A 25,759-nucleotide genomic window follows, 5' to 3' on the forward strand; every position below is an offset into this window, starting at 1 on the left:
AAGATGAAATTACAAGATTATCAGCATCATACTGATTTAAAAAAATTAAAAACAAAAGCTTTAATTGAATTAGCAGCGGATGTTCGTCGTCTTATTATTGAAACAGTTACCAAAAATGGGGGGCATTTAGCTAGTAATTTAGGGGCAGTTGAATTAACAATTAGTTTATTAAAAACTTTTGACATTGACAATAATGATTTGATTATTTTTGATACTGGTCATCAAACTTATGCTTATAAAATTTTAACTGATCGTAAAGCACATTTTTCAACGATTCGCTTACCTGATGGCTTAGCGGCTTTTCAACATATTAACGAAAGTAAATATGATCATCTTTCTAATGGCCATGCGGGAACTGGTTTATCTACAGCAATTGCTTATAGTTATAATCAAAAATATAATAATATTATTTGTGTGATTGGGGATGCAACATTTACTAATGGTTTAACTTTAGAAGCTTTAACTTATTTAGGAACAATTTCCAATAAAATTATTGTTATTTTAAATGATAATGGAATGAGTATTTCTAAAAATGTTAATATTTTACATAAAACAGTTAGTAAAGTTCGAACTAGATGACTATATCGTAGTGCTAGTAAAGTTGTAAAAGCTTTACGTTATATTCCCCCATTAACATTATTATGATTAGGCCACCTATTAGTTGAAAAAATTATTCGTAGTTTTGCAATTCCAGGATTATTTGCTGGTTTTAATTTAGATTATATTGGGACAGTGGATGGCCATAATTTTCGTAAATTAGCAAAAAGTCTTCGTCAAGCAAAAAAACAAAATACAAGTGTTGTTCTGCACCTTAAAACAAAAAAAGGTTATGGTTATGGGTTAACCCAAGCAGAACAAGAAAAATATCATTCTTATAGTTTAACTGATAATAAACATAATGAATGAAGTTATTATGTTGCAAAAACGTTGGAAAAAGTATTTCAAACAGCATCAGAAAAATTTTATTTGATTTCTGCCGCAATGCAAGCTTCAGTTCATTTAGAAGAATTTATGCTTCAAAATCCGCAATATTGTTTGGATGTTGGTTTAGCAGAGGAACACGCTGTGACCTTAGCTGCTGGTTTTGCTTTAGATCATCAAAAAGTAATTGTGAATATGTATGCTAGTTTTTTACAACGAACTTATGATCAAGTTTTACATGATGTTGTTCGTAATCATTTGCCAGTTGTTTTTTTAATTGATCGAGCTAGTTTAGCACTTGCAGATGGGGATAGTCACCATGGAATTTATGATATTGGGTTTTTAAATAGTATGGGTGATTTACCAATTATTAGTCAACCAGCAACTAGTAGTGAGTTTGATCAGTTATTAAAGTTAGCTTTAATTAATAAAAAAGATCCTTTTTTTATTCGTTATCCAAAAGTGGGAATTACGCGGCAAGTTTTGTCAGTAGCATTCTCAGTTGGACAGTGAGAATATGTTATTAAAAATCCTAAAGCGCGAATTTTATTAATAACATATGGGAATAATGTAATTAAAGCAAAAACAGTTATCACAAAATTAGAAACAAAAAAAATTAATGTTATTAATGCTCGCTTTATTAATCCAGTTGATAGAGAAATTATAAAACAAATTAACATGGAAAAATATAAACAAATTATTATTTTTGAAGAAGTTATCAAAGAAACTGGTTTATATGCAAAGATTATTGATTTATTAATTAATCATAATGCAACAATTTCACATTATGGTTATGAAACTGGTTTAATTAAAAAAGAGATGAATAATCTTGAAGAAATTTTAAGAAACTTAATTAATTAAGAAATATCCTTGTATTATGAAAAAATAAGAGTTAAATTTATATATAAGAAAAGGAGAATAATGCTAATGGAATATGTTAAAGTAAAATTAGATAAAAAAGCAAAATTAAAGCAATATTTAGAAAAATATCAAGTTGATGGGATTTTATTTCATTCAACTGTTAACCGTTTTTGATTATCTGAATTTGCTTCTTCCGAAGGTTATTTGTTATTCACAAAAACTGAATCAATCTTGTATTTAGATGGACGATATATTACTGCTGGTAAGAAGGAAACAAAAAATGTTACAAATGTTATTGAAATTAAAACCAATCATCCTGGTGGATTTTTTGGAATATTGCAAAGTGATTTGGTTAAAAATAAGGTCAAAACTTTAGCTTTTGAAAGTGATTACTTAACATATTTGACTTATCAAAATTTAACAACAAATTTATCATCCGTTACTTTAAAACCAGTTGATTTCTCAGAATTACGAGCAATTAAAACAAATTCTGAAATTAAAGCTTTAAAGCAAGCATGTGCAATTGGTGATATTGCAATTAATAATGTTATTAACAAAATTAAAGTTGGAATGACAGAACGCCAAGTTGAACAAATTATTATTAATAGTTTTGTTGAAGCTGGTGCTGATAAACCTAGTTTTGATACAATTGTTGCTTCTGGATGACGAGGAGCATTGCCACATGGACGTGCAACTGATAAAAAAATTGCGAATAATGAATTAATTACAATTGATTTTGGTTGTATTTATAATGGTTATTGTTCTGATACAACACGAACAATTGGGTTGGTAACACCATCATCTAAAATGTTAGAAATTTATGATGTTGTTTATGAAGCACAAAGTTTAGGAATTCATGCAATTAAACCGGGCGTTACAACAGTAATGATTGATAAAATTTGTCGTGATTATATCATAAGTAAAGGTTATGGCGAATATTTTACACATTCAACAGGACATGGGATTGGGATTGAAATCCATGAATTTCCTCGCGTATCACCATTTTGCGATGTCTTATTAGAACCAGGAATGGTTATTACTGTTGAGCCAGGAATTTATATTCCTGATTTAGGTGGTGTTCGTATTGAAGATGATATTTTAGTCACCGAAAATGGATTTCATCTTTTAACAGAAGCAAAACGTGAATTAATTTTAATTTAAGCTAATGAAAACAAAATTAACAAAAACACAAATTTTTATTATTATCTTTTTTATTTTCATGCTTTTGTTTCTATTCTTATCATTGTTACTAATTATTATTGCCAATAAAGAAATTTATTATATTCTTTCAAATAATCATCAATTAGGATTAGTTGGTACTAGTGGTTTTGGTGTTGAAAAAGGTGTTCAAAATTTTCCATACGTGTTTTTTATCATACAATATGGTTTTAATTTTATTTTTACAATGCAAATTAAAAATGCTGCTGGCGAAGTTTTTTCCGTAAATGTTATTCTTTTATATCAAATTGGTTATTTTTTCTTAGTAGTAATGATTCCAGTTTGTGGTTTAGGTTTTTTTATTAGTATTTTAGTGTTTTTATTAAAACAAAAAATACCAACATTAAAATCAGAAAGTTCATCAGGTAATAATGAAGGGCAATTCTTAGATGATTTAAAAACAAATATGAATCAAATTCAAGAATATTTAATTAATTTGCATAAAGATGTTAAGACATTAAAAAAAATTACTGGAATAATTACGCCAAAACCAGTTGCTCCAAGTTTGACTCAAATGAACGATAATCCATTTTATTATCAAAGCCAAGATTTAGACCTTATTCAAGCAAAGCAAACATCACGGCATCAAATAACTAGTGGTATTGAACGCCCAAAGAGTTTAGTTAATCCTACAGAGTATATTATGCCAAAACGTGATGAAAATTTTGTTAATAATTTTCCAACGCAACAATTTTTGTCAACAGAAATGTTATATGAATCAAAAAATGAAAAGAAACTTTCATTAAGTGCAATTTTTGATCGAAAAAAAATTCAAACTGAATTAGAACAAGATAAAATTGAAGATGAAGAACAAAATAATGAAGAAATTAATACTTTTTCGATAAAATTTGATGACCCAACAATAATAGAAAATCAAACATTTCGTGAAAAGGTTGGTTTTAATCTAAATAATTATGATTATACCAATAATGAACAAAATAATTCCCTTGAAATAAAATCTATTTATCAAGTTGGTGATCGAATTATAGATAATAGAATTGAATATGAAATTATATTAGTTGTTCCTCATCAGCAAAATGATACTATAATTTATGAATTAACTTTAAAATCAACAGTAGATGGAACAATTAAATCTATTATGAGAAAATAATTTTTATTAGGGAGTGTACCCATTAAATAGGACAAAATTTTATTTATTTAATGATACCCTAGTTGTATTATAAAATTTAATATATTTTTTAATAATAATTATGTCTTTTATTTTGCGTATTATAATTGTTATAGAAGGTTTCACACTATTCTGTAGCAGTATAAATTGAGCCTTGATATAAATGAATTATTAATTTCTTCGGCTTTTATTAATGAAGTTTTTGCTTGTAAATAACGATAATAATTTGACGGTATAAACATTATTTTTAAATGGTTTATCATCTTCATATACTTCTTGTCAATAATTTACTGGTTTTGGTGAAAAAGGGACACTGCCACTAAAATTAAAATATGATGAATTTAATTCAACTTTGCAACTTTCAAAAACTCAATATCCAGTTTCTACCTCTCTTGGATTAGAAACTAATTCTAAATAATAAGGTGCAAATAATTTAACATCATCATTATAACCTTTATTAATTGCATATTTTCTATATGTATAATTTGATAACATATAGATAATTTGTTTAAATCTTTTGACAAAACTAACTAATGATTTAAAATTAAAAATTAGATTTTCAAAAACACTACTACCTAAATTATTGTTTAGTCTTCTCGAAACATCTTTTAATTCTTTCGGTAATATTTAAGATATAAAATTAAATGTTTCTAACTGAGCTCATTAGGAATTAAAAATAATAGTAATAATCCTATTAAAATTATATTTAAACCCAGATAAAAAAAAGAAATTTAATTATCTCTTTTTTTACTCTCCTTTAACTTTTAAAATACCTTTATCATCAATAACTAAATCAGGCTCTGGTTTATCTAATTGATTTCAACAATAAACTGAATTAAAGTTTTTATTTTCTTTTATTCAACCTTGAAATGTTGACCAGTCATCATCTTTATTAATTCCAATGGTATAATAATTCGATGCTAATCAATATGACATATTTATTTTAGGATTTGATGTTTTCATAATATATCCAGGTTTAATTTCTTTATTTTGAAATTTAAAAATTTCTCAATTATCAATTTTATTAATACGACACACAACAAAATAATACTTATTATCAACCTTATTAAATGGTTGTTCTTGTGGTGCTATTCATTCTAAATTGTCTTTAATTTGTTGATTAACGGTGTTTATTTTATTTTCTGCTTTAAGTTTTGTTAATTCTTCTTCGCTATATTGTGGTGTATTACAAGCAACTAGACTTGTTGTACTTGCTCCTATTAATGTAATTGCACATAATAAACTTAATCATTTTTTCATTGTAGAATTATCCCCCTTGTTGTCACCATCATACCATATTATTTTAATTTAATTAAATAAAAAAGAGATTTAATTTTTCCATTTGTCAAAAATAGTCTTTATTTCAATAACTATCAATGCTAACACCCATTAAATAACCATCTTTATTATTAAACATAAAATTATGTTTTGTCCCTTTTAATGAAGAGATTAATTCCATTTCACATATTTAAATAACACCAACTTTAATAATTATGTCAACACAATTGGCACTAAAACGATATGCTTTGGTATTTAAGTCATAAATATTTTTACTTTTTTCTTCACTTTGTGCTTTTACAATATATTTAACAACATATTTACTAACAAATTAATTTGTACCAGTTTTAACTGATAAATTTTTATTATATCCATAAGGTCAACACTTTCTAACTACTTTATTAGGGATATATTCACTAAATATTATATGAAAATGTATTCTTCCTTTTTTTGATATTCATAAGCAACTAAATATTTTAAGTCTTTATATTTACTTTTTTTATATTTAGAAAAATAATAATTTAATCTCCTAATAAATAATCTAAAATGATGGTTTGCTTTTTTAATATCTTGGACATTTTCAACATTCACCCAGCAAACAACACACGGGCAAAGATAAACTTTTTGCACCGTGGTGTTTGCTACTTGTTTATTTGTCTGTGTCTGTCTTTGTTCTACTTGTATTTGTATCTGCTTTTACTTTTAGGGTAGGTAAGTTTTTAAAGAGAGAGAGATTTTTTTATCACTGCTTACTTTTAAGGTCTAATTTGCCCCTTAAAACGCTTTATATAAACAAAAAAGACATAGATTAGATGATTAATAATCTATGTCTTAATATTGATATTTTTTTGATGTTTATTATCGTGAAAATTATAACACTTTATAGGACTAGTACAAAGCATAATTTAGTTTTTATGATTTTATTATATATCATATTTTCCTTTTTCCAACTATTCATTAAATTAATTTACATTTATTTAATCAATAATTAAAAAAATCACATTCACTAAGATTCACACACATTTATTTATCCTACATTTTGCTTTATTAAATATCATTTAACACGCCAATATTTAACAGTGATAGAGAAGCAAAATTTTTATATTATTCTAACCATTATTATTTTGTTTAATTTTTATGTTAAATTATATATTGTAATTGTTTACTAATTTACACATTACACTAGATAAAGATTGTAAATTATAAGTATCTTGTAAATGCAGCAATTTATTATATTGAATAGGAGTTATTTTTATTGTTTTAGAAACTAATTTTTTATAAAATGACTTATCAATTTCTAAGACATCGTTAATATCTCAATTATCAATTAAATATCTTACTGCTTCAGAAAAAGACCAAGTTTTAATCTTATCTCTTATTTGAATTATTTTAGAATAATGCTTTAAAGACATTGGTAAGTAAAACGATATAATATTTTTGTCTTTAAAGTTTTAATCAATTTTAAAAATTTCTTCATATTCATCAATATTAATCTTTTTGCTACGGTCGTTCATATTATTTATTCACCACATTTCTATTTTTGAATAATATAATAATCAGACTTATAAATAGTGTTTATTGTTTTTTACAATACAAATAATTTGCTAAGACGCACACATTTATATAAATTATTTGTTTTTAATAAAATTAATAAAAAATATTATCTGTTCTACTGATAAACAAACTTAAATAACAAAAAATTATAATTTAATTTACAAAATAAAAGTAAATTAAAAAAAGAGAAAATTATTTAATTATTTGTGAATGTTTAAAGTTGTTTATCAACTTAAATATTAAACCATTATCTCTTTTGTTGCATATTAACTATTGATTTCTGTTATTGATGAATTACTAAAATATTTGTTAATAAAATCTTGTTATATTTCAAAAGGCAATATTTTTTATATTTTACCTTTAAAACCAATTTCTACATTATAAAAAATACCTTCAATAATTTCGGGCAAACTATTTTGAAATTAACTATCTTTACGAACTCATTTATCTTGGTATTCTTTACCAACTATTTTTTTACCTTTAACTCGTAAAATGTATATACATCATAATAATTTTCTTTATTTTATTTATCTTTAATAACTTAATTATATTTAATTTAACTTAAATATACTTTAAACATAATTAACATTTCTTTTCTTCTCTAATATTATAAAATAAAGGTTTCATATAATTTAAAACTTTAAATAATTATAAATGTTGAATAAATTGAATAAAATTAAAACAACTAAAAATATTAGAAACATTGAAAAGAACAAAAGCTATTTTTTGAAAATTATAAAAACTTATTTTAAAAAATGAATGTAAATATAAATAAAAAAACATTTACTTATATTTAAAGTTTCCCACCTGAAAACCTTTATTTTTGTTTGAATACATTAAACATTTGATAAATGTTTTTTATTATAATTTATTTAATATTTTTTTTATTTAATCTTAAACAAGAAATGATGCTTTTTTTTGTTTTATAAAATCTTCAATTGTAATTCCTTGTTCATTAAAAATATTTTCATTTTTTAATTTTTCTTCTCTTTCAATTTTTCTAACGGTTTTAAATCTTTCAATTATATTTCTATGAAATTCTTCATATTCTCTTTTGTCAAAATCTGGTGTTTTAAGTCCAATAAAAATTGGAAAAACATCACAAAACTCTAAAAATAAATCTTTTCCTGTTTTTTTTAAATTTTTAATTATTTTTTCTAATTTACTTATTGAAAATATTTTTTCTAATTTTAATTTTTCATTTTCTGTTTTAAGTGCTTCATTTTCTAATTTTAATTTATATTCAGATTGATTTGGACTCATTGCCATTAATGGGGCTGCTCCACTTGTTGTTATTGCTGTTGCGCCGATTAAACTTAATAATTTTTTTATATTCATAATATATTATTCCTTTCTTTTTTTTATTTATATGTATTTTCTATACATAATTTAACTATATTTTATTATTTTTCTTTTGTCAATTTTTTTTAAAAACTATTTGGGACAGGGAATTCGCTCCTCTAAGTCGCTCCGCGACTTTTGCCCTTTTAAGTAAGGTGGTGCACTTTCCATATTAGGACTTGATTGTGCTGTTGCTGTTAAGCGATGAAAAGTATAATAATCAGGATTTGATAAAATATCTTTTACTCTCATTTCTTGTGCTGATAATAATAAATGTCCTTCTTTTGTTAAGTTTGCTACTCCATTTCCAATAACAAAATATAAGTCTAGCATTCTTTCTTCCCTTGAATCTTCTTTATCTTCTCATTGAATTAATTCATATTGATTTTTACTTACAGGACATTTTTCTCATAATCATTTTAATTGATTAGTATTTATTAACATTGTAAATGCTTCAATACGATGCTTTACTTTAAATTTTTGTTTTTGTGCTGGTTTAAATGTCATATATTGACCAAAACTATAATTATATTTTTCTCGATTTAAACTTTCTAATATTGCATAAGCACTATCATCAACATTAATTGATATACCTTGTTGTATTAAATTAAAATATTGATTTAATTGATTATTATAAAACTCTAAAATATCTTTTACTTGTTCTAATGGTCCTTTAAATTGTTGTGTAGCATTTGAATGAGTATATTCTGCGACTTTATATGCTTTTTTATCAAATAAATTATATAGTCAAAAACTAGCTGCTGTTGTATGTCCTTTTGGACTAGTAGAGTTTGCTAAGTCAACTCCACCCAATAATTTTGTTGGTTGAATAATATCTGTTGCTTGCATAATATAAATATATCTTGCAAAAATTGAACCACTAGTATTACCTGGTAAACCTCAACTTCATACTCTTGCTCTTTCAATATCTAATTGTTCTAATCTTAATTGTTCATTAACTTTATCTTGTGGTAATTCATAATTAAGTCTTCAACTAGAATAATGAATAATAATCTTCATATTTCATTTTTCGATGTATTTAATTTGTTCATATTTACTACGCATTATTTCTTCATTAAAAGGTAATAATTCATTACAATAACCAACAATATATCTTTTTAAACTTTCAGGATTACAAGTATTAATTGTTATTTTATTTTGATAACCACGAATAGCAAATTCTAAATCACTTAAATCTTTTTGTTGAAATTGGTCACATTCATTATCACTCTCTTTTTTAATATCTCTAATATCAGTTTGTAAATTAACTATTATTGGCTGTTGATTATTTAAGTTTAATTCTTGTTCTAATTGTTTTTCTTGTAGTGAATATTTATAATTAAATGCTCGTTGTCAATATGTTTTTACTCCATCAGGTGTTTTAACCATTGCTTTAATTAATTCACTTTCAATTTTATCAACTTGTCGTTCAAGTAAAGGAACTATCTTTTCGCTCGCATAAGTATCATATCTTCACTTGCGAGAAAGATTGAATTCATTGGTTAAATCATTTAAAGTATATGGTTTATCAGATGATTTATTTTCTCAAAATTGCTCTATTTTACGATAAAAAGTTGCTAAACTTGCTGTTTTTGGATTAAATTCTTTCATTTTTTACTCCTTTTTGCATATTAAAATTGCTATTATTTAAAAACAACAAATATTTAAAAATGTACATTAATTCATAAAATATGTCATTAAAATAATAAAATATGTATTTATTAATTAAATTTAATAAATCCTTTTTAGTGTGCTTAAATATGGTTAAATTAAACTATATTTATAAAATATTTTAATTTTTTAAAAAAGAGTTGCATTTATTTTAAATGATGTTATCATTAAATTAACAAGAGATATAAATTTGGAACTTGAATATACATGATACAAATATAAAAAGCAATTAAAATTTTAATTGCTTTTTATTGTTTCTTTGTTATTACGAAAAATACCCAATATTTCTTTTGTTTTTTAACTGTTTTAGGATATAATTAATATATATTAGTTTTGAGCTTTCTTGAAATGGGTGTTGATAATGAAGAGTAATGATATTAAAATTTTAAAAATTAAACCAATTAAGCAAAGTGCGCATAATGATCAAAGCATTGAACAGCAAGAGTTTACTTTAAATAATGATGCAACTTTTTTTCTACAAGAAAATAGTCATTTTTTTAAAAATAATTATTTTTTTACTAAAACCCAAAATATTAATCAAAATAGTACTTTAAATTCATTTGTACAACCACGAAAAATGATTTTAAATTTAGATAATCCAAATGCATTAAAAATTTTACATCATCAAACTGAAAAGTTACAACAAGAAAAAACAAGTTTTCATCACCGATTAAATAAAATTAAATCAACTTTTGATGAAAAAATTCAATTGGATAATGAAGAACATTTATATGAGCGACCTACTATTACAAAAAACATTGATTTATTAAATTTTAATAAGAAAAATAATGATCCTCAATTTAACAATGAACATGTTGAAGTTAAAATTGATCATACAAAAGTTAAAATACAAGCTCGTGCTGTTGCTCAAAAAATAATGCAAATGCAAAAATATCAAGAAAAATTTAAAAAGTCATTAACTAATAATTAATTATTATTTATTTATAAAAAAGGAAGTTATGTACAATGAAAAAAGTTGTTGTCGGATTATCTGGAGGAGTTGATTCTTCAGTTAGTTTATATTTATTACAACAAGCAGGCTATGATGTAGAAGGTCTTTTTATGCGTAATTGAGATAGTCAATTAAATAATGATATTTTAGGAAATAAAACAATTAATAATGTAATTTGTCCACAAGAACTTGATTATAATGATGCTGTTAATGTTAGCAAAACATTACAAGTACCATTGCACCGTGTTGATTTTATTAAAGAATATTGAGAATATGTGTTTAAACATTTTATTAATGAATATAAAAAAGGGCGAACTCCTAATCCAGATATTTTATGTAATAAGTATATTAAATTTGACTATTTTTTAAACTATGCAATTAATAACTATCATGCTGATTTTATTGCTATGGGACATTATGCTCAAATACGATTTAATGAAAAATTACAAGAATATCAATTATTACGGGGAATTGACCGGGATAAAGATCAAACTTATTTTTTAAGTCAATTGAACCAAGGACAATTATCAAAAACATTTTTTCCATTAGGAAATTTAACAAAAAAAGAAGTTAGAGAAATTGCAAGTGCACAAAATTTAAGCACAGCTAATAAAAAAGATTCAACAGGAATTTGTTTTATTGGAGAACGTGATTTTAAAAACTTTTTACAAAATTATATTCCAAATCAAAATGGTAATATTGTTGATATTGAAAGAAAAGAAGTTGTTGGTCATCATAATGGGGTGATATATTATACAATTGGTCAACGTCGTGGTTTAAATTTAGGTGGGATGAATGAACCATATTTTGTGGCTGGTAAAAATGTAGAAAACAATATTTTATATGTTGCAAAAAGTAGTGAAGAAAAATGACTATATTCAACGAGTTGTATTATTACTGATGTTAATTGAATTCATACTTTACATGAAAAAGAATTTAATTGTACAGCTAAATTTCGTTATCGTCAAAAAGATATTCCTGTTAAAGTAACAGTTTTAAGTGATAATAAATGTCTTGTGCAATTTGCAACAAAAGTAAAAGAGATTACGCCAGGACAAGCTGCTGTTTTTTATGATGATGAAGTTTGCCTTGGGGGCGGAGTTATTAATGATGTTTATTTAGATAATCAAAAATTATGATATTTATAAGAAAGGATCACTAAAATGGCTGAAAAAATACGGGGTTATTTAAAATTAATTGTTTTTGAGTCCAATAATGGTTATCGGATTTGCAAATTTCAATTAGAAAATGATAAAACACATTTTATTTTTATTAAGGGATTTTTATCAACTTTACAGCCAGAACAATTATATGAATTACAAGGAGACTTTGTCTATAATGAACGCTATGGTGAAAATTTTGAAGTTAAGGAAATTCATAAACTTTCCCCACTAAGTAATGATGAGGTTTTAAAATATTTAACTAGTAGTTTATTTCCCACAATTGGTGAAAAAGCAGCACAAATAATTATTGATTATTATCAAACCGATGTGATTACCAAGATTAAAGAAAATTTATCAGTCTTACATGAAATTCCAGGTATTAGTGTTAAACAAACTAATATTATTGCGAAGGTATTTAAGTCAATGAGCCGTGATGATGAATTAAATCATCAATTTAATCAAAAAGGATTATCATTAGAAGTTTTATCTTTATTAAAAACAAAATATAATGTTGATCAGATTTATACTTTATTAAAAAAAGACCCTTATTCATTACTATTAAAAGATAATATTGCTTTTAAAACAATTGATAAGATTTATTTAGCATTTAAACAAGAGCCTTTTACTAACATTCGAATAGGTTATTATGCCTGATATTTAGCAAAAGAATTTTGTAATAATAATGGTGATACTTATTTAACGTTAAATGAATTAACAAAAATATTACAAAAGAATTTTCCTTTTTTAACAAAAGAACAGTTGTTAGTCGGATTAAAATATAGTAAAGAAATTAAATTATTAATTTTTAAGGATGATAAAATTTATGTTGCAGAAATATATCATAGTGAAATTAATATTGCTGCAATGTTAGTTGGTTTGAATACGATTGATCAATATGATGATCAAAAATTAACAGAAGAGTTAGAAAAGTTAAAGAATAAAAAACAAATTACTTATAATATTAATCAAACAAAAGCAATTAAGGCTGCTGTGCATTCTAATTTTTTAGTTATTATTGGAGGACCTGGTACGGGTAAAACAACAGTTGTTGATGGTATTGTTAGTCTTTTAAAAAAAGTTTACCAACAATCAAAAATTGTATTAGCAGCACCAACAGGAAAAGCAGCCAAACGATTATGAGAAAAAACTGGGCAAAAAGCTTTAACAATTCATAAATTATTAAAATATGATGCTTTAACTAATAAATTTTTTTATAATGAAAATAATCCTTTGGAAAATGATATTTTAATTTTAGATGAAGTTAGTATGGTTGATAGTTTGTTATTATCACAAATTGCAAAAGCTACTGTTAATTCGCGTAAATTAATTTTAATTGGTGACCCAAATCAATTACCGTCAGTTGCTTGTGGCGATTTGTTACGAGATATTATTCAAAGTGATGTTTTTAATGTTATTAAATTAGAAGAAGTTTATCGTCAAGAAGCTGGAAATGACATTTTAGAACTATCTTATGCAATTGAACAAGAACATTTTGAAGGTAATAATTTATTTGACAAAAAAGATTTTACTTTTATTAATGAAACTGATTCACAAACATTATTAACAATTGTTGGTAATTTATATCAAAAACTTAGTGATGAATATGAAGCAGATTATAATGCTATTCAAGTAATTGCCCCAATGTATAATGGTCCAGTTGGAATTAATGCATTAAATACTTATTTACAAAATCGAATGAATCATGCAAGTGGTCAAAAAGAAATTAAGATTGGGCATCGTTTTTTCCGAGTTAATGATAAAGTTATGCAACTTAAAAATCGACCTGAATTAGAAATTTATAATGGTGATGTTGGCATTATTGTTGATATTAAAAAAGATAAAAATTTAAATGATGTAATCTTAGTAAAATACGATAATGTAATTCCATATAGTAAAGAACTTTATTATGATATTACTTTGGCTTATGCTTGTAGTGTTCATAAATTGCAGGGTAGTGAATATGATAATATTATTTTTGTAATAACAAAAAGTTTTTGAATGATGTTAAAACGAAATCTAATTTATACAGCAATTACTCGTGCTAAAACTAAATTATATTTAATTGGTGAACCATCAGCATTTTTATATGGTGTTAATAATTTACCACAAAAACGGCGAACAACTTTACAAGAAAAAATTAAAACATTTTTAAAAGAACAATAATTATCATATTTTGGCTAGTTTTAATGTTATCATAAAAAATTTAACATAAAACTTATTAAATTTATAGAGGAGTGACAATGGCGTCAAGATTAGCAGATGTTATTGTAAACATATTTATTAAATTATGGCCTGTAAAAGTTTTATTAGTAGTGCAATCAAAAGCATCACCACTAACATAGTAAATGGTTTCATTCGGATTATCATCAATCAATATTACTATTATAATAACAACTGTAGTATACCACATACATTTTAAAGATTACAAGAAAATAACAAAAATAATAAAAATATTTATTTATAATATAAAAATATCATAAAATAAATAAATAAAAAATATAAAATTAAACAAACTAAAAATTAGTTTAAATACAAAAACTTAATAATTTAAAATTATTTAATTAAACTATTCAAAAAGTTAAATGGTGTCTGAAAATTTAAAGACTTATGAACTATTTCAAAATTATAAAAATAATAATAATCATTTAATTTATTCTGTAAACTAACGACATTTAATATTTTTTCTTCAAATACAAATAATTTAGTATAATTTTGATAAAATCTTTCAATCTTGCCGTTTGACTGTGGAGAACGAACGGGTGTTGTCTGATGAAAAATATTTTTATCTGTTAAAAATTGAGTAAAATTAGTTTCTTTAACATTATTTTTTTGATTATTCCGATAATTATTAATAAATTCAGAACCGTTATCAGTTCTAATCCGTGTTATTTTAACACCAAATATATTTTTAAAATCACTAATTGCTTTTTTAACAGAATCAATAGCATTATCAATACTTAATTTATCATAAACATATCCTAATGCTAATCTTTTTTTTCATCAATAAAATCATAAACATAATACTTTTTATCAACTGGAAATTTACTTGGTACAAAATATTTAGCGTCCATCTAAATATTATTGTTAATCAAGTTGGCACAATATAACTCCCTTCTAAAAAATTAAAAAATTGAAATTTGCAAACTCGCTCCGCTCGTTGTCGCTTCGCTCCATTAAAAAACATTATTGAATAAATTATCCGCTAATAAATTACGCGGAATAATTTATTCTTTTACTTTTTAATTTCAATATCTTTTGCAATCTTATTAACAGTATTAATAACATTATATTTTCCATACTTAATTACTAAGGACCACAAAATAAAATATTGCTTTGTTTTCATAATTTCAACTCCTTAATTAAAAATATTAAAAAAAATTTACTTTCCAAAACTGTAAAAACCAAAAATACAAAATGTGTGTGGTTTCTACAGTCATCAAGGCGGACTGCCTTTTTAGATTTAAATCATTTAATTTTTAATGATAATAATTTTGTTAAAAATTATAATATTTGTTGAATATGTAAAGAAAAAATATGTAAATAATATTTAATTAAAATAATATGATATGATGATGACGATAAGGGGAGGATACCCTTAGTTTCGTTTAAGAGATGTAATTTTATATTATTTTCTAATATTCGTATTTTCTTTTTAAGGTATTATAAGCAATAATATTGCTATTTTTAAGGTTTTCATATTCATCTTCTTCTAATTCACAAATAAGGTTTCTTTTGTAGCAAGTTTGTAATTATTTTGTATACAATAATCATCAAATTTACTTATTTTTACATCAATATTCCGCTTTTTTTCATCTTTTCACCAATTAATTCCCACTTTTGCCATCTTTTTTACCTCTTTTGTCATCACCATTCTACAAAAAAATATCAAAAAGTAAAATAAAAAAAGACTTTTGCAAGTCTTTATTCTTAGTAATTTTTAAACAAGAGATTTAAGGTTGGAAAATCTTACTTGTATTAAATTACATCACCATCTTAACATCTTTTAAAAAAATGTCAACAAAATTTTATTTTTATGATAAAAATATTTTCAGAAAGGTTGGCTAAATCTTGTGAAAAAGAAAAAATATAAACATCCTTGTTCTCTTGTTTTTGCTTGTTTTGCTAAACTTGATAATTGTTTTTTATTACGATTAATTTTAAATTGTTTACGCTCTTTAATATGTTTTCGCATACCTTGTTTAGTATCAAAAACACCACGAACAGTAGCAGAATAAATATTTGACACCCCCGTTTGTACTGTTGAACCTAAATTATTATATTGTGTTGATGTGCCGTGAATTGCGTAAATTGATAACTTAATAACCATAAAAAAGATTAAAAAATAAGAAATTGACGTATTTGTCATCGGTAATTTTGTATTTCAAACTACATCAAAAATAAACAAAAATATATCAAAAACAAAACTAAAAATCTTGTCTCAATTACTATTATTATTTTCAACTAATAAATTAATCATCTTTCCTATTTCCTTTCTCTTTTTTAGGTTTTAAATTCTTTTTCAAAATATCAATATCAAATAACTCCAATCGTTCTTTAACACTTAATTTTGTAATTTATGACCAATAATATTCTTTTTTATTAACAATTTCATCATTTTTGAAATCACGCACAAATTTTAATCATTGACTATCATACTTATTGGCAAATTCAAGCGGAATAATTATTTTAAAAAACCGAATTCCTAATCCAACATCCAACTTATGTTTTACTCGTTTACCTTCTGCTGTTCGTTCTACTGATTTTGTTTTTCAAATTTCATAATCGGTTATATCTTGGAAAATTCCAATTCGCATAATAAAGAAACGATTAAAAAAATTAAATCCTTTTTTAGCAACAGGTTTTTTCAATGAAATTGGAATAATAATTCCACTTGCTAACTGGTTAATATTATTTCAAATCATACCCTCACGCTGAGCAGTAAACAACGCACGATTACCAAAATGTCTCGCTAAAACAATTCACGGTATTTTACCACTATTAACTTTTTTCTCATCGTGAGGACTAGTTCCATCAATATACAAATAACTTTAATCAAATAAAATAACACTATCATAAGGCGGGGCGGAATTAAAATAATTCACGTATCACCTAAAAAAACCATTATCTCAGGTAAAATATTTGTTATACCTTCTTTAACTTTTCATAATACACTAATTAAACCAGTTCAAATACTAGTCATGCCCTCAGTCATAGTTTTAGGTGTATTTGCTAAAAAATTAACTGCTGTTGTTAAATACATACCTAACATTATTTTTTATCCTCCTTTCTTTCAAGTTCTTTTTTTTCTTTTTTCTTTCCTTGAATTTGTTTAATTTTTTGATAAATTGATAAACCAATTCAAGCAAAAATCGCCAATAAAATAATAATACTAAGTATTGTTGTTAATCAAGTTGGCATAATATATCTCCTTTCTAAAAATTAAAAAATTGAAATTTACAAACTAGCTCCACTCCATTAAAAAACATTATTGAATAAATTATTCCGCGTAATTTATTAGCGGATAATTTATTCTTTTACTTTTTAATTTCAATATCTTTTGCAATCTTATTAGCATTATTAATAACATTATCTTTACCATACTTTTTCACTAGCGACCGCAAAATAAAATATTGCTTTGTTTGCATAATTTCAACCTCCTATAATTAAAAATATTAAAAAAAAATTTACTTTCCAAAACTGTAAAAACCAAAAATACAAAATATGTGTGGTTTCTACAATTTTTACAAAATATTAATATTTAATTTTTTTAAATATGAATTATATATTTGTAGCAAACTTTTTTTGTCGTGCTTAAATATTAACTTATATTTAAAAAAAATAATTTTTTTTGAAAAATATTACATTTTAAAATAAAAAGTATATTATCAAATTAACAAGGTTTGAATTACCTACTTGCATCTTTACAATACAAAACCTAAGCTTTTTTATTACTACCAAATAACAAGAGATAAATTTGGAACTTGAATATACACGATACAAAATAAAAAAAATAATCAAATTATTTGCCAATTATTTTAATAATTCTGAAAATAATTTGATAAATTTTAAATTTATTTTTGTTAATTAAATTTTTATTATAATAAATAAGGAATAGTCAACGATTTAATTCCGCACTTAAAAATTATTAAATAGTAAGGTTATTATATATTAATGAAAAAACGAAAAAAACTAATTTTAATAGTTAATATATCACTAATTTGGGTAGTATTATTTCTATTAAGTTTTATTTTATATGTTCTATACTGTGTTTATTTAAACCAAAAACCAATTTTATTAAATTCAATTATTAATAATCCTAATGTGCAAATAATTAAAACCAATGGTTATCATGTTCCAACCGCAGTTCAAATTAAAACAACATTAAAACAACAATTTCCAAATTTAAATGTCAATAAAATTAAAATTAGAGACAATATTAGTGCTACTAATGCTACAATTATTTCTAATGACTATAAATTTTATAATGGATCAGTTATAATTAATTATATTCTTGATAAATCCATTGCTAATCAAATTAATTTAAATCAACAATATATCCCAAATCAAATTTGAATGCAACAACGCCATTATAATGGTTTATGAATTAATAATAAACAAATTACAGCAAATGAGGAAAACTTAACTAATGCATTCTTAAGTCAAACACAAAATTCTGCTTTACCATTTTATGAAAACCAAGAATTTACTTCTTTTCAAGAACTATTAACTTTTTTAAACCAAAATATTAAAGCTTCCTGAGAATACATTATTAAGAATTTTTGTAATACTTATAAAGAACAACTAAAAGAACTAATATTATTATTCTATAATATTCTTGCAAATATTTTTAACAAAAATAATGTAAATGATATTTTAAGACAAATTAAAGTTGAAAATTTAAATAATGTTTGAGGATATGCTAATTCAGGTAATAAACAAGTTGTTCTTAATTCGACCACTTTAAAATGTAACTATGCAAACACAGCAATTTATGAATGAACAAGTGGGTTTAAAACATCAAATAGTATTTTTAAAACTTTATTTCATGAAATTGGTCATATTATTCACTTTTATTCTCTTTCTAGGAAAATTAATCCTATTGAACATCTAAAAGAATTTTTAGTAAAAAAAATTAATAATTCCCGCAATTTGGATAGAGAAAAAATTTTTCAATTATTTCATCTTAGCGAATATTCTTTTAAAAGTTCTTTTGAATTTTTTGCCGAAGGATTTTCATACTGATTTTTAACAAATGATACATTAAAAACCAAAGCATGAGAATTTTGACATGAGTTTTTAACAATTTATTTGCCAAGTTTAAGTTAATTTTATTTTTATTTAAAACTAAATTAAGTGACTTAACAATTTTATTTTAAAAAAACACTGATAAAATCAGTGCAAGTTATTTAATTAACGTGAAACTTGATCTAATAATTTTTGTCATTTTTGTGACTCTTTTTCTCATGATTCTTTTGATAAAATCATTTTTCTCTCACGCATTGCTTTTTTAACACGTGAAATATTTGTCAAACGAGCTTGTTTTTTAGCACGTTCTTCATATAAAACATTATTTTTAGCAATTTCTTCTTTCCTTTTTTGTTCTAATAAAGCAATTTTTTCTTGTTCAATCTTATCAACATTTTTAAGTTTTGATGCTGCTTTAAGTTCTTTTTCCTTTGCTAATTTAATTTTTTCTTCTCATTTTTTTGCTGCAATAGCACATGCTTCATTATTTTTTTTAATTCATTCTTCATGCATTAGTTTTTCTTTTGCTGCTTTTATATCAGTTTTAGTAGTTAACTCTTTTCCTTCATCAATAATTTGATTTATTAAATCAACTACTGGTAATTCTTCTTGCATAACAATTTTCTTTTTTATTTCCATAAATAAACTCCTCATCTTTTTATGTTTCGTTTCCTATATAAGAATATTTATTGATATTTTTACATAAACTATTTTAATTATATCAAAAAAATAAAAAAAATTTAAAATATTGTTTTGTGTATTTCATATATTTTGATTCAAAGGAAAAAAATGATAAAATTAAAAAGTGTTAAAAAGAATTAATATCATGCTAACATTAAATATTTTAATTTTTCTTTTATTTTATCCATATTAAGTTATAAATAATAATTTAATTGGGAAAATTAAAGTAATAATAAATGATAGAGGAAGATAATTTTATAAATGAAGAGAAATGGAAATCTTTGCTGAAACACAAGGCTGAAACACAAGTATATTTTTGTGACGCTGGTAAATATCGCCAAAAACCTTTAATTGAATATATGAATATTGAATTAAGACACTGATTTCCTCAGGGAACTGATTTTAATAATGTTATTCAACAAAAAATAAATTAAGTATTTAATGATAGTCGGAAAAAAGCTTATTTTTTATAAAAATTATAAATAAAGTAATTAAATACAAATTAAAGTAATCGCTTATTAGAGCGATTTTTTTTTAATTGCATTATTCATCAGATAGTATCTTTAAAATTAAAAATTAACCTATTTTCTCCATCAATTAGTTAATTTTTATAATTTCCTTTCTGTGATTTATTATATTTTTTTGGTTTAACAACTAATAATATCATTTTTAATAAAGGTACTATCTGATGAATAATGCAATACTAAAAATTAATATTTTGAATGCTTAAAGATGAATAACTCATCTATGGCACGAAGCCTTAAAGAAAGTGTGAAAGCGATTGGATTTACCCATATTTATTTTTTTAATTCTCAGCGGGGTTAGTCGCCCGCGAAATGTCAGAGCGTGTGTTTTTGCTTGTTTCATAAAAAGAGTGCTGTTAAACCTAAAAAAACAATATCGGACACTAAAAAAACAAGAGGGAGGAGCTCCAAAAGGTTATTTTCTTTATATAAAGTTGTGTAGGGATGGATGAAGCGTAATTAATAACTGGGTAAATTGTTTGTTTATTTCCGTGGAGGGGTAAACTCTATAAAAATATTCTACCGCCCCCGCTCACCCACAAAGTGAAGCGGGCGGCGAAGTAAGTAAATAATAAAATAAATTATTTACTAAATATAAAAATATTAACTAATAAAGGAATATTATGTTTTTTTTTACAGAAAGGAAAAAAATTAAATGAAAACATTAAAAGATATGATTAAAGATTTAACAGGAGTTACTGTTGAAAAAGAAAAATTAAATCAATATTTAGAAAGTGAAAGATTAGATTTAGAAGATGCTAATTTAGAAGGTGTAAATCTTTATATAAAAAATTACCTAGTAAGGATGTGGAATATGAAAAAGTTAAATAAAAAAATTATTAATAAATTAAATGAATTGATGCTTAGAGGTTATCCAGGTACACCAATTTTAGAAACATATACACAAGACCAAAAATCTATTATTGAACAAGTATATATAGCATGTAATTTTTCTAGTCCTTTTGGCGATGCTTCATATAGTGAAGAAAATAAAACACAATCATTAATAAAAAAAACAAAAGACTTAGAAAAACAAGCATATTTACAATCATATCGTAAACAATATTATACTAAGATGTTTGATATTGTTTTAAAATATTATGGTTTATAAGATGGTAATGGTGAACGGCCTTATGGTTTTGATTTTGTTAGTGCTAGTTTAGTTGACCAAATGCGACAAAATGAATTAATTACTGCTAGATTAGACAATGGAACAATGGAACCAATAAGAGCAATTACTGAATATGATAATATTGATGAATTAGAAGCAACTAAATATTATGAAAAAATTGAAAAATGACAAGATAAAATGCAAACCAAAGAAATAGAACATAATAATAAATTACTAGAATATGATGAAACTGGTAATAATCAAAATGCCTTACAAGGTAGAACAGAAATTAAGGAGGATTAAAAAATGAGTAGAATTTGCGTCATATTATTATTAATTTCAACTCTATATCTTTCAATATAATTTCTATAATTAGTAATTATTTTTCCAATTCTATTATGTTCATCTAATAATTTTTGAATAAGTTCTAATCATTCTTTAAAAACAAAATTATTTTTAGTAATAGCACTTGGAATATCTTTTAAATGTACATTTTGATAACCATTTAAAGCATAATGATTAATATGTCTAAAAATATACTCAGTTAATTCTTGTTTATTTTCTTCTTTAAATTTTTGAACATTATATGCTAAAATACTTTCATTTTTAAAATCATCTACTTTTAAAGGAAAATGAAATGTAATATTATTTACTGTATTTTTTACAATATCACTCATTTATTTCACCTCCTTATTAGGTAATTTTTTATATAAAGATTTATCTTTTATAATAAAAGTATCTTCTCTTCGACCATTTACATATTGACAATATTCATCAAAATCTTCTTTAATTCAGCAAGTTCTTTTTTTAAGTGCTTCATTTTCTTCTTGTAATTTATCAAATTTAATTGATTCTGTTTTTGTCATTATTCATCCTCCTCAATAGTTAATTGTTCTAATTGTTTTTTTGTGATTTTAATACCACATAAATAAGCATCTTTTAAATTAGCACCTTCTAAATCAGCACCTTTTAAATCAGCACCTTCTAAATCGGCACCTTCTAAATTAGCACCAGTTAAATAAGCACCATATAAATTAGCACCAGTTAAATAAGCACCTTCTAAATTAGCATCTCATAAATTAGCACCTTGTAAATTAGCACCTTCTAAATTAGCACCTTCTAAATCTAATCTTTCACTTTCTAAATATTGATTTAATTTTTCTTTTTCAACAGTAACTCCTGTTAAATCTTTAATCATATCTTTTAATATTTTCATATTATAATTCCTCCAAATTCTTTTCTTCAATTAATGTCTCAATATAGTCATAAGCACTCTCTTCTGAATGACATTCTTCTAATGCTTCATTAAATAAATCTTCTTCAGTATAAATATTTCCATTTTCATCTTTATACATATTATTCATTCCCTTCTTTACAAGATTCTTGATTTCTTTTTCTTCTTTCACAATCTTTACAAATTTCGGTTTTTCTCAATTTTTACGATTATTATCATAATCTTCAATTAACTGTTTAAATTCATCAATATTATATTTATCAAGATGTAATTCTTTAAAATTTAATGATCAATCATTTTCAACATAATAATGACCTGCGGTAAAATCATATTTAGAATAATTTTCATCTTCTTTGGTTTGATATTTTTCATAAAATTCATCAATACTCATATTATTTATTCTCCTTTAATATAAGTTCTAATAATTTAATTCTTTTTTCTTCATCTTTAACAAGTTGATTATGGTTATTTAAACTTTTTTCAATTCTGCTTTTACAAGATTCTAAACTTTCATTTATTGATGCAGTGTCATCTGTTTTATTTATTCTTATTAAAAATTCCAGTTCTTTATTTAAAATTGTAATACTATTTTCATAACCGACATTATTTTCATATCAGTATTCATCATCTAATTTATTAATAACTTGTTTTTGAAATTCTGATAATTGTAAATTTCTAATTTCTTTCATATTATTTATCTCCTTGCCATTCAATATTTTTATTTTCTAAATCAATAATGGTTGTTAATCATCCGCCTTTATTATCACGCTTAGCAGCAACCTTTGCTTCTGCTAATGTATAGAATTTTTCTGTATTTACACTTCCAATGTCATCTATATCAAATGAAATTTTTGATATTAATATGTATCTTTTTTCCATAATTTAATTCCTCCTAATTCTTTCTAGTATTTAATGCTCAATGTTCATCAGTAATTTCATCGTGTGTAAGAATATATTTATTTTGTTTATTACATTTAAAGCAATAACCTCAATATCTTTTTTTAAAACATATTTTCTTTTTCATAGTTATTTTTAAATTCTCCTTTTTACAATTAACTACAAAGTACTACAATGTTCTACATTTTGTAGTTACTTGTAGTATTAAGTACCTCCTCATCAAGTCCCCACTAGTAGATTAATTAAGAAATCCTTACCCAGTTCTTAAAAGTTATTTAACCTCTACGCACACGATTTTATTTTTCTTCTTGCAATTAATAGTTATGAATGCACCACTGTATGAAACTGCTTTGTGTTCCACATTTACTACATTTAATAAAAGTATTTTTAGACATATTTTTTTCATCTCCTTTTAATGGTTGTTTTTAAATAAAAAAACAACTCTTGTTAAAGAGTTGTTTTTTGCCGCTTCATCGTACAGGATGCCTATTCTATTTGCTCGCATTAAATTAACATTTAATAATAATTTTTTAGCAATGCCTTTTTTATGCAAATCAGTCATAATTTTATATCATTCATCGGTACTAATTTTTGTTATTTGTTCAAAATTTAAACCATATTCAAACAACCATTTATCAACATATCCTTTATATTTTTTATTTAATCGTGGTGCTTTTTGTACCAACTTTGGGCTTATTTTTTGTAAGTTTTTTTCAATTTTTAATAGATTGTTAATTTTTTCTAAATTAGAAATTTTAAAACCCTTAGAAAAATCATTACGTGCTAATTTACCAATTGTGTATAATAAAGTCTCATTATTTGCTTGTTTAGTAAAATCAAATATTAATTTATTAAATAAAATCTTTTTACCTGTTACTTGTTTAACAACATCTTCTAAATTTTTAGCAGTTATTATTCCTAATTTTTCAAGTAATTTAGTTTCTTTTGCTAATTTTAAAACTTTTGTTATTCTAGGTAGTATCAAAATTACCAAAAACAATTAAAACAGAATATGGAGATATTCCTTTGAAAAGAAGATTATATGTCAAATATGATGATAAGAAAAAAAATATAAATCGCTATCCTTTAGATGAGGAATTGGGTTTAAAAAAATACCAAAGAAATGAACAAAATTTAATAAATAAAATTACTTCATTTTTAGGTGATGGAAAAAGATATAAAGATATTTTGCATACAATAGAAAATGCTAAAATTAGTGAAAAAACAATATCTAATATTTTTAAGAATGCCAATTTAGAAAAAATTAACTATATTAGCAATAAAAATAACAATAAAATTAAAATTACAAATAATGTTTTATATATTCAAATTGACGGAGCTTTTGTTCCTATGCGAGAAAATAAAAAAAGAGTTGAAAAGAAAATATTTTTTTCAACTATGAATATTGGTATTGATGAAGAAAAATCAACTAAAACAAGAAAAGTAATTAAAAATAAAAAAGGTGTTTTTCAAATGATGGATAAAACTTCTAAAAATGAAAAATCTAGTTTTAATAATTTTATTGATAAAATTTTTAAATTAATTAATATATGAGAATATTTTTTGCTTTATTATTTTATAATATTTATTTTTATAATTTTTACTTAAAAAACTCTTTAATTTTGCTTGTAAATCAAACAAATTTAAATTAAGTATGGTGGTAAAAAATATAAAACAAAAGGAAAATCTGATAATAGTGGTCAATTAACTAATTTTAAGTCAATTTGAAACATTGAAAATAAATTTTCTAATGTTGGATGATTTGAAATGGATACTGTTGTTGGTAAAAAATCATCAATCTTCTCTTTTAAAATACTAAGAAAGTAAAAATATTTTTAAAAAAGGTTTTGACCTTTTTTTAACCTGGCACTGACCTATTTTCACCTTGCGGCTATCATCGGCGTAATAGTGCTTAACTTCCGTGTTCGGGATGGGAACGGGTGTGTCCACTATGCCATAAGCACCAGATTATATCTGAG

General features: G+C 23.8%; 32 protein-coding genes, 1 rRNA gene and 3 pseudogenes. 12 read left to right on the forward strand and 24 right to left on the reverse strand.

What is annotated here, in order from left to right; all coding sequences use genetic code 4:
* Positions 1-3 precede the first annotated feature (3 nt).
* The 3 genes from SKUN_RS05250 (at position 4) to SKUN_RS05260 (ending at position 4,111) form a co-directional block, all read left to right on the forward strand.
* Entirely contained in the window at positions 4-1,782 is a 1,779-nt protein-coding gene (locus SKUN_RS05250; protein ID WP_053391149.1) for a 1-deoxy-D-xylulose-5-phosphate synthase, read from the forward strand.
* Between the two features lie 66 nt (positions 1,783-1,848).
* Positions 1,849-2,943 (forward strand): aminopeptidase P family protein, encoded by a 1,095-nt coding sequence (locus tag SKUN_RS05255; RefSeq protein ID WP_053391150.1) that lies wholly within the window; start codon positions 1,849-1,851, stop codon positions 2,941-2,943.
* A gap of 4 nt (positions 2,944-2,947) precedes the next feature.
* Positions 2,948-4,111, forward strand: a complete 1,164-nt coding sequence (locus tag SKUN_RS05260) for a hypothetical protein (protein WP_053391151.1) — start codon at positions 2,948-2,950, stop codon at positions 4,109-4,111.
* Positions 4,112-4,300: 189 nt separating this feature from the next.
* Here the strand turns inward: SKUN_RS05260 and SKUN_RS05265 are convergent, their stop codons facing one another.
* The 7 genes from SKUN_RS05265 to SKUN_RS05280 form a co-directional block, all read right to left on the reverse strand.
* A complete protein-coding gene (locus tag SKUN_RS05265) occupies positions 4,301-4,624 on the reverse strand; it encodes a hypothetical protein (RefSeq protein ID WP_053391152.1) in 324 nt (107 codons plus the stop codon).
* Positions 4,625-4,876: 252 nt separating this feature from the next.
* Complete coding sequence (locus tag SKUN_RS05270; protein ID WP_053391153.1) at positions 4,877-5,389, reverse strand: hypothetical protein; 513 nt, start codon at positions 5,387-5,389, stop codon at positions 4,877-4,879.
* 52 nt (positions 5,390-5,441) lie between these two features.
* Positions 5,442-5,588, reverse strand: coding sequence for a hypothetical protein (locus SKUN_RS09370; RefSeq protein WP_158500794.1), 147 nt, complete (start codon positions 5,586-5,588; stop codon positions 5,442-5,444).
* Positions 5,589-5,830: 242 nt separating this feature from the next.
* Positions 5,831-6,037 (reverse strand): hypothetical protein, encoded by a 207-nt coding sequence (locus tag SKUN_RS09375; protein ID WP_158500795.1) that lies wholly within the window; start codon positions 6,035-6,037, stop codon positions 5,831-5,833.
* 515 nt (positions 6,038-6,552) lie between these two features.
* Positions 6,553-6,819 (reverse strand): hypothetical protein, encoded by a 267-nt coding sequence (locus tag SKUN_RS08865; protein WP_144416773.1) that lies wholly within the window; start codon positions 6,817-6,819, stop codon positions 6,553-6,555.
* A gap of 1,036 nt (positions 6,820-7,855) precedes the next feature.
* On the reverse strand, positions 7,856-8,299 hold the full coding sequence (locus SKUN_RS05275; RefSeq protein WP_053391154.1) for an aldo-keto reductase family protein: 444 nt from the start codon (positions 8,297-8,299) through the stop codon (positions 7,856-7,858).
* 96 nt (positions 8,300-8,395) lie between these two features.
* Positions 8,396-9,913, reverse strand: coding sequence for a PBSX family phage terminase large subunit (locus SKUN_RS05280; protein ID WP_053391155.1), 1,518 nt, complete (start codon positions 9,911-9,913; stop codon positions 8,396-8,398).
* 421 nt (positions 9,914-10,334) lie between these two features.
* Between SKUN_RS05280 and SKUN_RS05285 the strand changes: the two genes are divergently transcribed.
* The 3 genes from SKUN_RS05285 to recD2 are packed head-to-tail and all read left to right on the forward strand — an operon-like array spanning position 10,335 to position 14,251.
* Positions 10,335-10,904 carry a hypothetical protein gene (locus SKUN_RS05285; RefSeq protein ID WP_053391156.1) on the forward strand — a complete coding sequence of 190 codons (570 nt, stop codon included), beginning with the start codon at positions 10,335-10,337 and terminating at the stop codon, positions 10,902-10,904.
* Positions 10,905-10,939: 35 nt separating this feature from the next.
* Positions 10,940-12,073 (forward strand): tRNA 2-thiouridine(34) synthase MnmA, encoded by a 1,134-nt coding sequence (mnmA, locus tag SKUN_RS05290; protein WP_053391157.1) that lies wholly within the window; start codon positions 10,940-10,942, stop codon positions 12,071-12,073.
* 15 nt (positions 12,074-12,088) lie between these two features.
* A complete protein-coding gene (recD2, locus tag SKUN_RS05295) occupies positions 12,089-14,251 on the forward strand; it encodes an SF1B family DNA helicase RecD2 (protein ID WP_053391158.1) in 2,163 nt (720 codons plus the stop codon).
* 390 nt (positions 14,252-14,641) lie between these two features.
* Here the strand turns inward: recD2 and SKUN_RS11805 are convergent, their stop codons facing one another.
* The 7 genes and pseudogenes from SKUN_RS11805 to SKUN_RS08485 form a co-directional block, all read right to left on the reverse strand.
* On the reverse strand, positions 14,642-15,109 hold the full coding sequence (locus SKUN_RS11805; protein ID WP_200903032.1) for an integrase core domain-containing protein: 468 nt from the start codon (positions 15,107-15,109) through the stop codon (positions 14,642-14,644).
* On the reverse strand, positions 15,051-15,272 hold the full coding sequence (locus SKUN_RS09665; protein WP_162489921.1) for a hypothetical protein: 222 nt from the start codon (positions 15,270-15,272) through the stop codon (positions 15,051-15,053). The genes SKUN_RS11805 and SKUN_RS09665 overlap by 59 nt, the downstream gene beginning before the upstream one ends.
* A gap of 525 nt (positions 15,273-15,797) precedes the next feature.
* On the reverse strand, positions 15,798-15,932 hold the full coding sequence (locus SKUN_RS11370; RefSeq protein ID WP_268794806.1) for a hypothetical protein: 135 nt from the start codon (positions 15,930-15,932) through the stop codon (positions 15,798-15,800).
* 159 nt (positions 15,933-16,091) lie between these two features.
* Positions 16,092-16,565: a hypothetical protein gene (locus SKUN_RS05305; protein ID WP_235510972.1), complete on the reverse strand. Its 474-nt coding sequence runs from the start codon at positions 16,563-16,565 to the stop codon at positions 16,092-16,094.
* Positions 16,558-17,169, reverse strand: a pseudogene (locus SKUN_RS05310) (hypothetical protein); the annotation flags it as partial. The pseudogene SKUN_RS05310 and the gene SKUN_RS05305, both read right to left, overlap by 8 nt.
* On the reverse strand, positions 17,058-17,357 hold the full coding sequence (locus SKUN_RS09670) for a hypothetical protein (protein WP_162489922.1): 300 nt from the start codon (positions 17,355-17,357) through the stop codon (positions 17,058-17,060). The pseudogene SKUN_RS05310 and the gene SKUN_RS09670, both read right to left, overlap by 112 nt.
* Positions 17,357-17,506: a hypothetical protein gene (locus SKUN_RS08485; protein WP_083436112.1), complete on the reverse strand. Its 150-nt coding sequence runs from the start codon at positions 17,504-17,506 to the stop codon at positions 17,357-17,359. Before SKUN_RS08485 ends, SKUN_RS09670 begins: the two co-directional genes overlap by 1 nt.
* Positions 17,507-18,259: 753 nt before the next feature.
* Between SKUN_RS08485 and SKUN_RS05315 the strand changes: the two genes are divergently transcribed.
* On the forward strand, positions 18,260-19,414 hold the full coding sequence (locus SKUN_RS05315) for a hypothetical protein (protein ID WP_053391159.1): 1,155 nt from the start codon (positions 18,260-18,262) through the stop codon (positions 19,412-19,414).
* An 84-nt stretch (positions 19,415-19,498) separates the two neighbouring features.
* Here SKUN_RS05315 and SKUN_RS05320 read toward each other — a convergent pair whose 3' ends face one another.
* Positions 19,499-19,972, reverse strand: a complete 474-nt coding sequence (locus tag SKUN_RS05320) for a hypothetical protein (RefSeq protein WP_053391160.1) — start codon at positions 19,970-19,972, stop codon at positions 19,499-19,501.
* A gap of 235 nt (positions 19,973-20,207) precedes the next feature.
* Between SKUN_RS05320 and SKUN_RS05325 the strand changes: the two are divergent.
* The 3 genes and pseudogenes from SKUN_RS05325 to SKUN_RS05335 all read left to right on the forward strand — a co-directional run.
* Positions 20,208-20,445 (forward strand): annotated as a pseudogene (locus tag SKUN_RS05325) (IS30 family transposase); the annotation flags it as partial.
* A 748-nt stretch (positions 20,446-21,193) separates the two neighbouring features.
* The gene (locus SKUN_RS05330; RefSeq protein WP_053391162.1) at positions 21,194-21,649 is read left to right on the forward strand and encodes a hypothetical protein; all 456 of its coding nucleotides are present in this window, start codon (positions 21,194-21,196) and stop codon (positions 21,647-21,649) included.
* 60 nt (positions 21,650-21,709) lie between these two features.
* Positions 21,710-21,952 (forward strand): hypothetical protein, encoded by a 243-nt coding sequence (locus SKUN_RS05335; RefSeq protein ID WP_053391163.1) that lies wholly within the window; start codon positions 21,710-21,712, stop codon positions 21,950-21,952.
* Here SKUN_RS05335 and SKUN_RS05340 read toward each other — a convergent pair.
* The 8 genes from SKUN_RS05340 to SKUN_RS05370 all read right to left on the reverse strand — a co-directional run bounded on the left by SKUN_RS05340 (position 21,949) and on the right by SKUN_RS05370 (position 24,765).
* The gene (locus SKUN_RS05340; RefSeq protein WP_053391164.1) at positions 21,949-22,326 is read right to left on the reverse strand and encodes a hypothetical protein; all 378 of its coding nucleotides are present in this window, start codon (positions 22,324-22,326) and stop codon (positions 21,949-21,951) included. The genes SKUN_RS05335 and SKUN_RS05340 overlap by 4 nt on opposite strands.
* On the reverse strand, positions 22,327-22,515 hold the full coding sequence (locus tag SKUN_RS05345) for a hypothetical protein (protein WP_053391165.1): 189 nt from the start codon (positions 22,513-22,515) through the stop codon (positions 22,327-22,329).
* A complete protein-coding gene (locus tag SKUN_RS08490; RefSeq protein ID WP_200902981.1) occupies positions 22,515-22,865 on the reverse strand; it encodes a pentapeptide repeat-containing protein in 351 nt (116 codons plus the stop codon). Before SKUN_RS08490 ends, SKUN_RS05345 begins: the two co-directional genes overlap by 1 nt.
* Position 22,866: 1 nt before the next feature.
* Positions 22,867-23,274, reverse strand: a complete 408-nt coding sequence (locus SKUN_RS05355) for a hypothetical protein (RefSeq protein ID WP_053391166.1) — start codon at positions 23,272-23,274, stop codon at positions 22,867-22,869.
* A 1-nt stretch (position 23,275) separates the two neighbouring features.
* Positions 23,276-23,572: a hypothetical protein gene (locus tag SKUN_RS05360; RefSeq protein WP_053391167.1), complete on the reverse strand. Its 297-nt coding sequence runs from the start codon at positions 23,570-23,572 to the stop codon at positions 23,276-23,278.
* Between the two features lies 1 nt (position 23,573).
* Positions 23,574-23,762: a hypothetical protein gene (locus tag SKUN_RS05365; RefSeq protein WP_053390763.1), complete on the reverse strand. Its 189-nt coding sequence runs from the start codon at positions 23,760-23,762 to the stop codon at positions 23,574-23,576.
* Positions 23,763-23,775: 13 nt separating this feature from the next.
* Positions 23,776-23,907: a hypothetical protein gene (locus SKUN_RS11375; protein WP_268794807.1), complete on the reverse strand. Its 132-nt coding sequence runs from the start codon at positions 23,905-23,907 to the stop codon at positions 23,776-23,778.
* Positions 23,908-24,192: 285 nt separating this feature from the next.
* Positions 24,193-24,765: a hypothetical protein gene (locus SKUN_RS05370; RefSeq protein WP_144416774.1), complete on the reverse strand. Its 573-nt coding sequence runs from the start codon at positions 24,763-24,765 to the stop codon at positions 24,193-24,195.
* Positions 24,766-24,806: 41 nt separating this feature from the next.
* Here SKUN_RS05370 and SKUN_RS05375 point away from each other — a divergent pair, with 41 nt between their 5' ends.
* Both SKUN_RS05375 and SKUN_RS10780 read left to right on the forward strand, forming a co-directional pair.
* A complete protein-coding gene (locus tag SKUN_RS05375; RefSeq protein WP_053391169.1) occupies positions 24,807-25,388 on the forward strand; it encodes a UPF0236 family transposase-like protein in 582 nt (193 codons plus the stop codon).
* Positions 25,389-25,427: 39 nt separating this feature from the next.
* A pseudogene (locus SKUN_RS10780) lies at positions 25,428-25,580 on the forward strand (IS30 family transposase); the annotation flags it as partial.
* A gap of 61 nt (positions 25,581-25,641) precedes the next feature.
* Here SKUN_RS10780 and rrf read toward each other — a convergent pair.
* Positions 25,642-25,748 (reverse strand): 5S ribosomal RNA (rrf, locus tag SKUN_RS05380).
* Positions 25,749-25,759 lie beyond the last annotated feature (11 nt).

The organism is Spiroplasma kunkelii CR2-3x (genome assembly GCF_001274875.1).
In the GTDB taxonomy this organism is placed as follows: domain Bacteria; phylum Bacillota_I; class Bacilli_A; order Mycoplasmatales; family Mycoplasmataceae; genus Spiroplasma; species Spiroplasma kunkelii.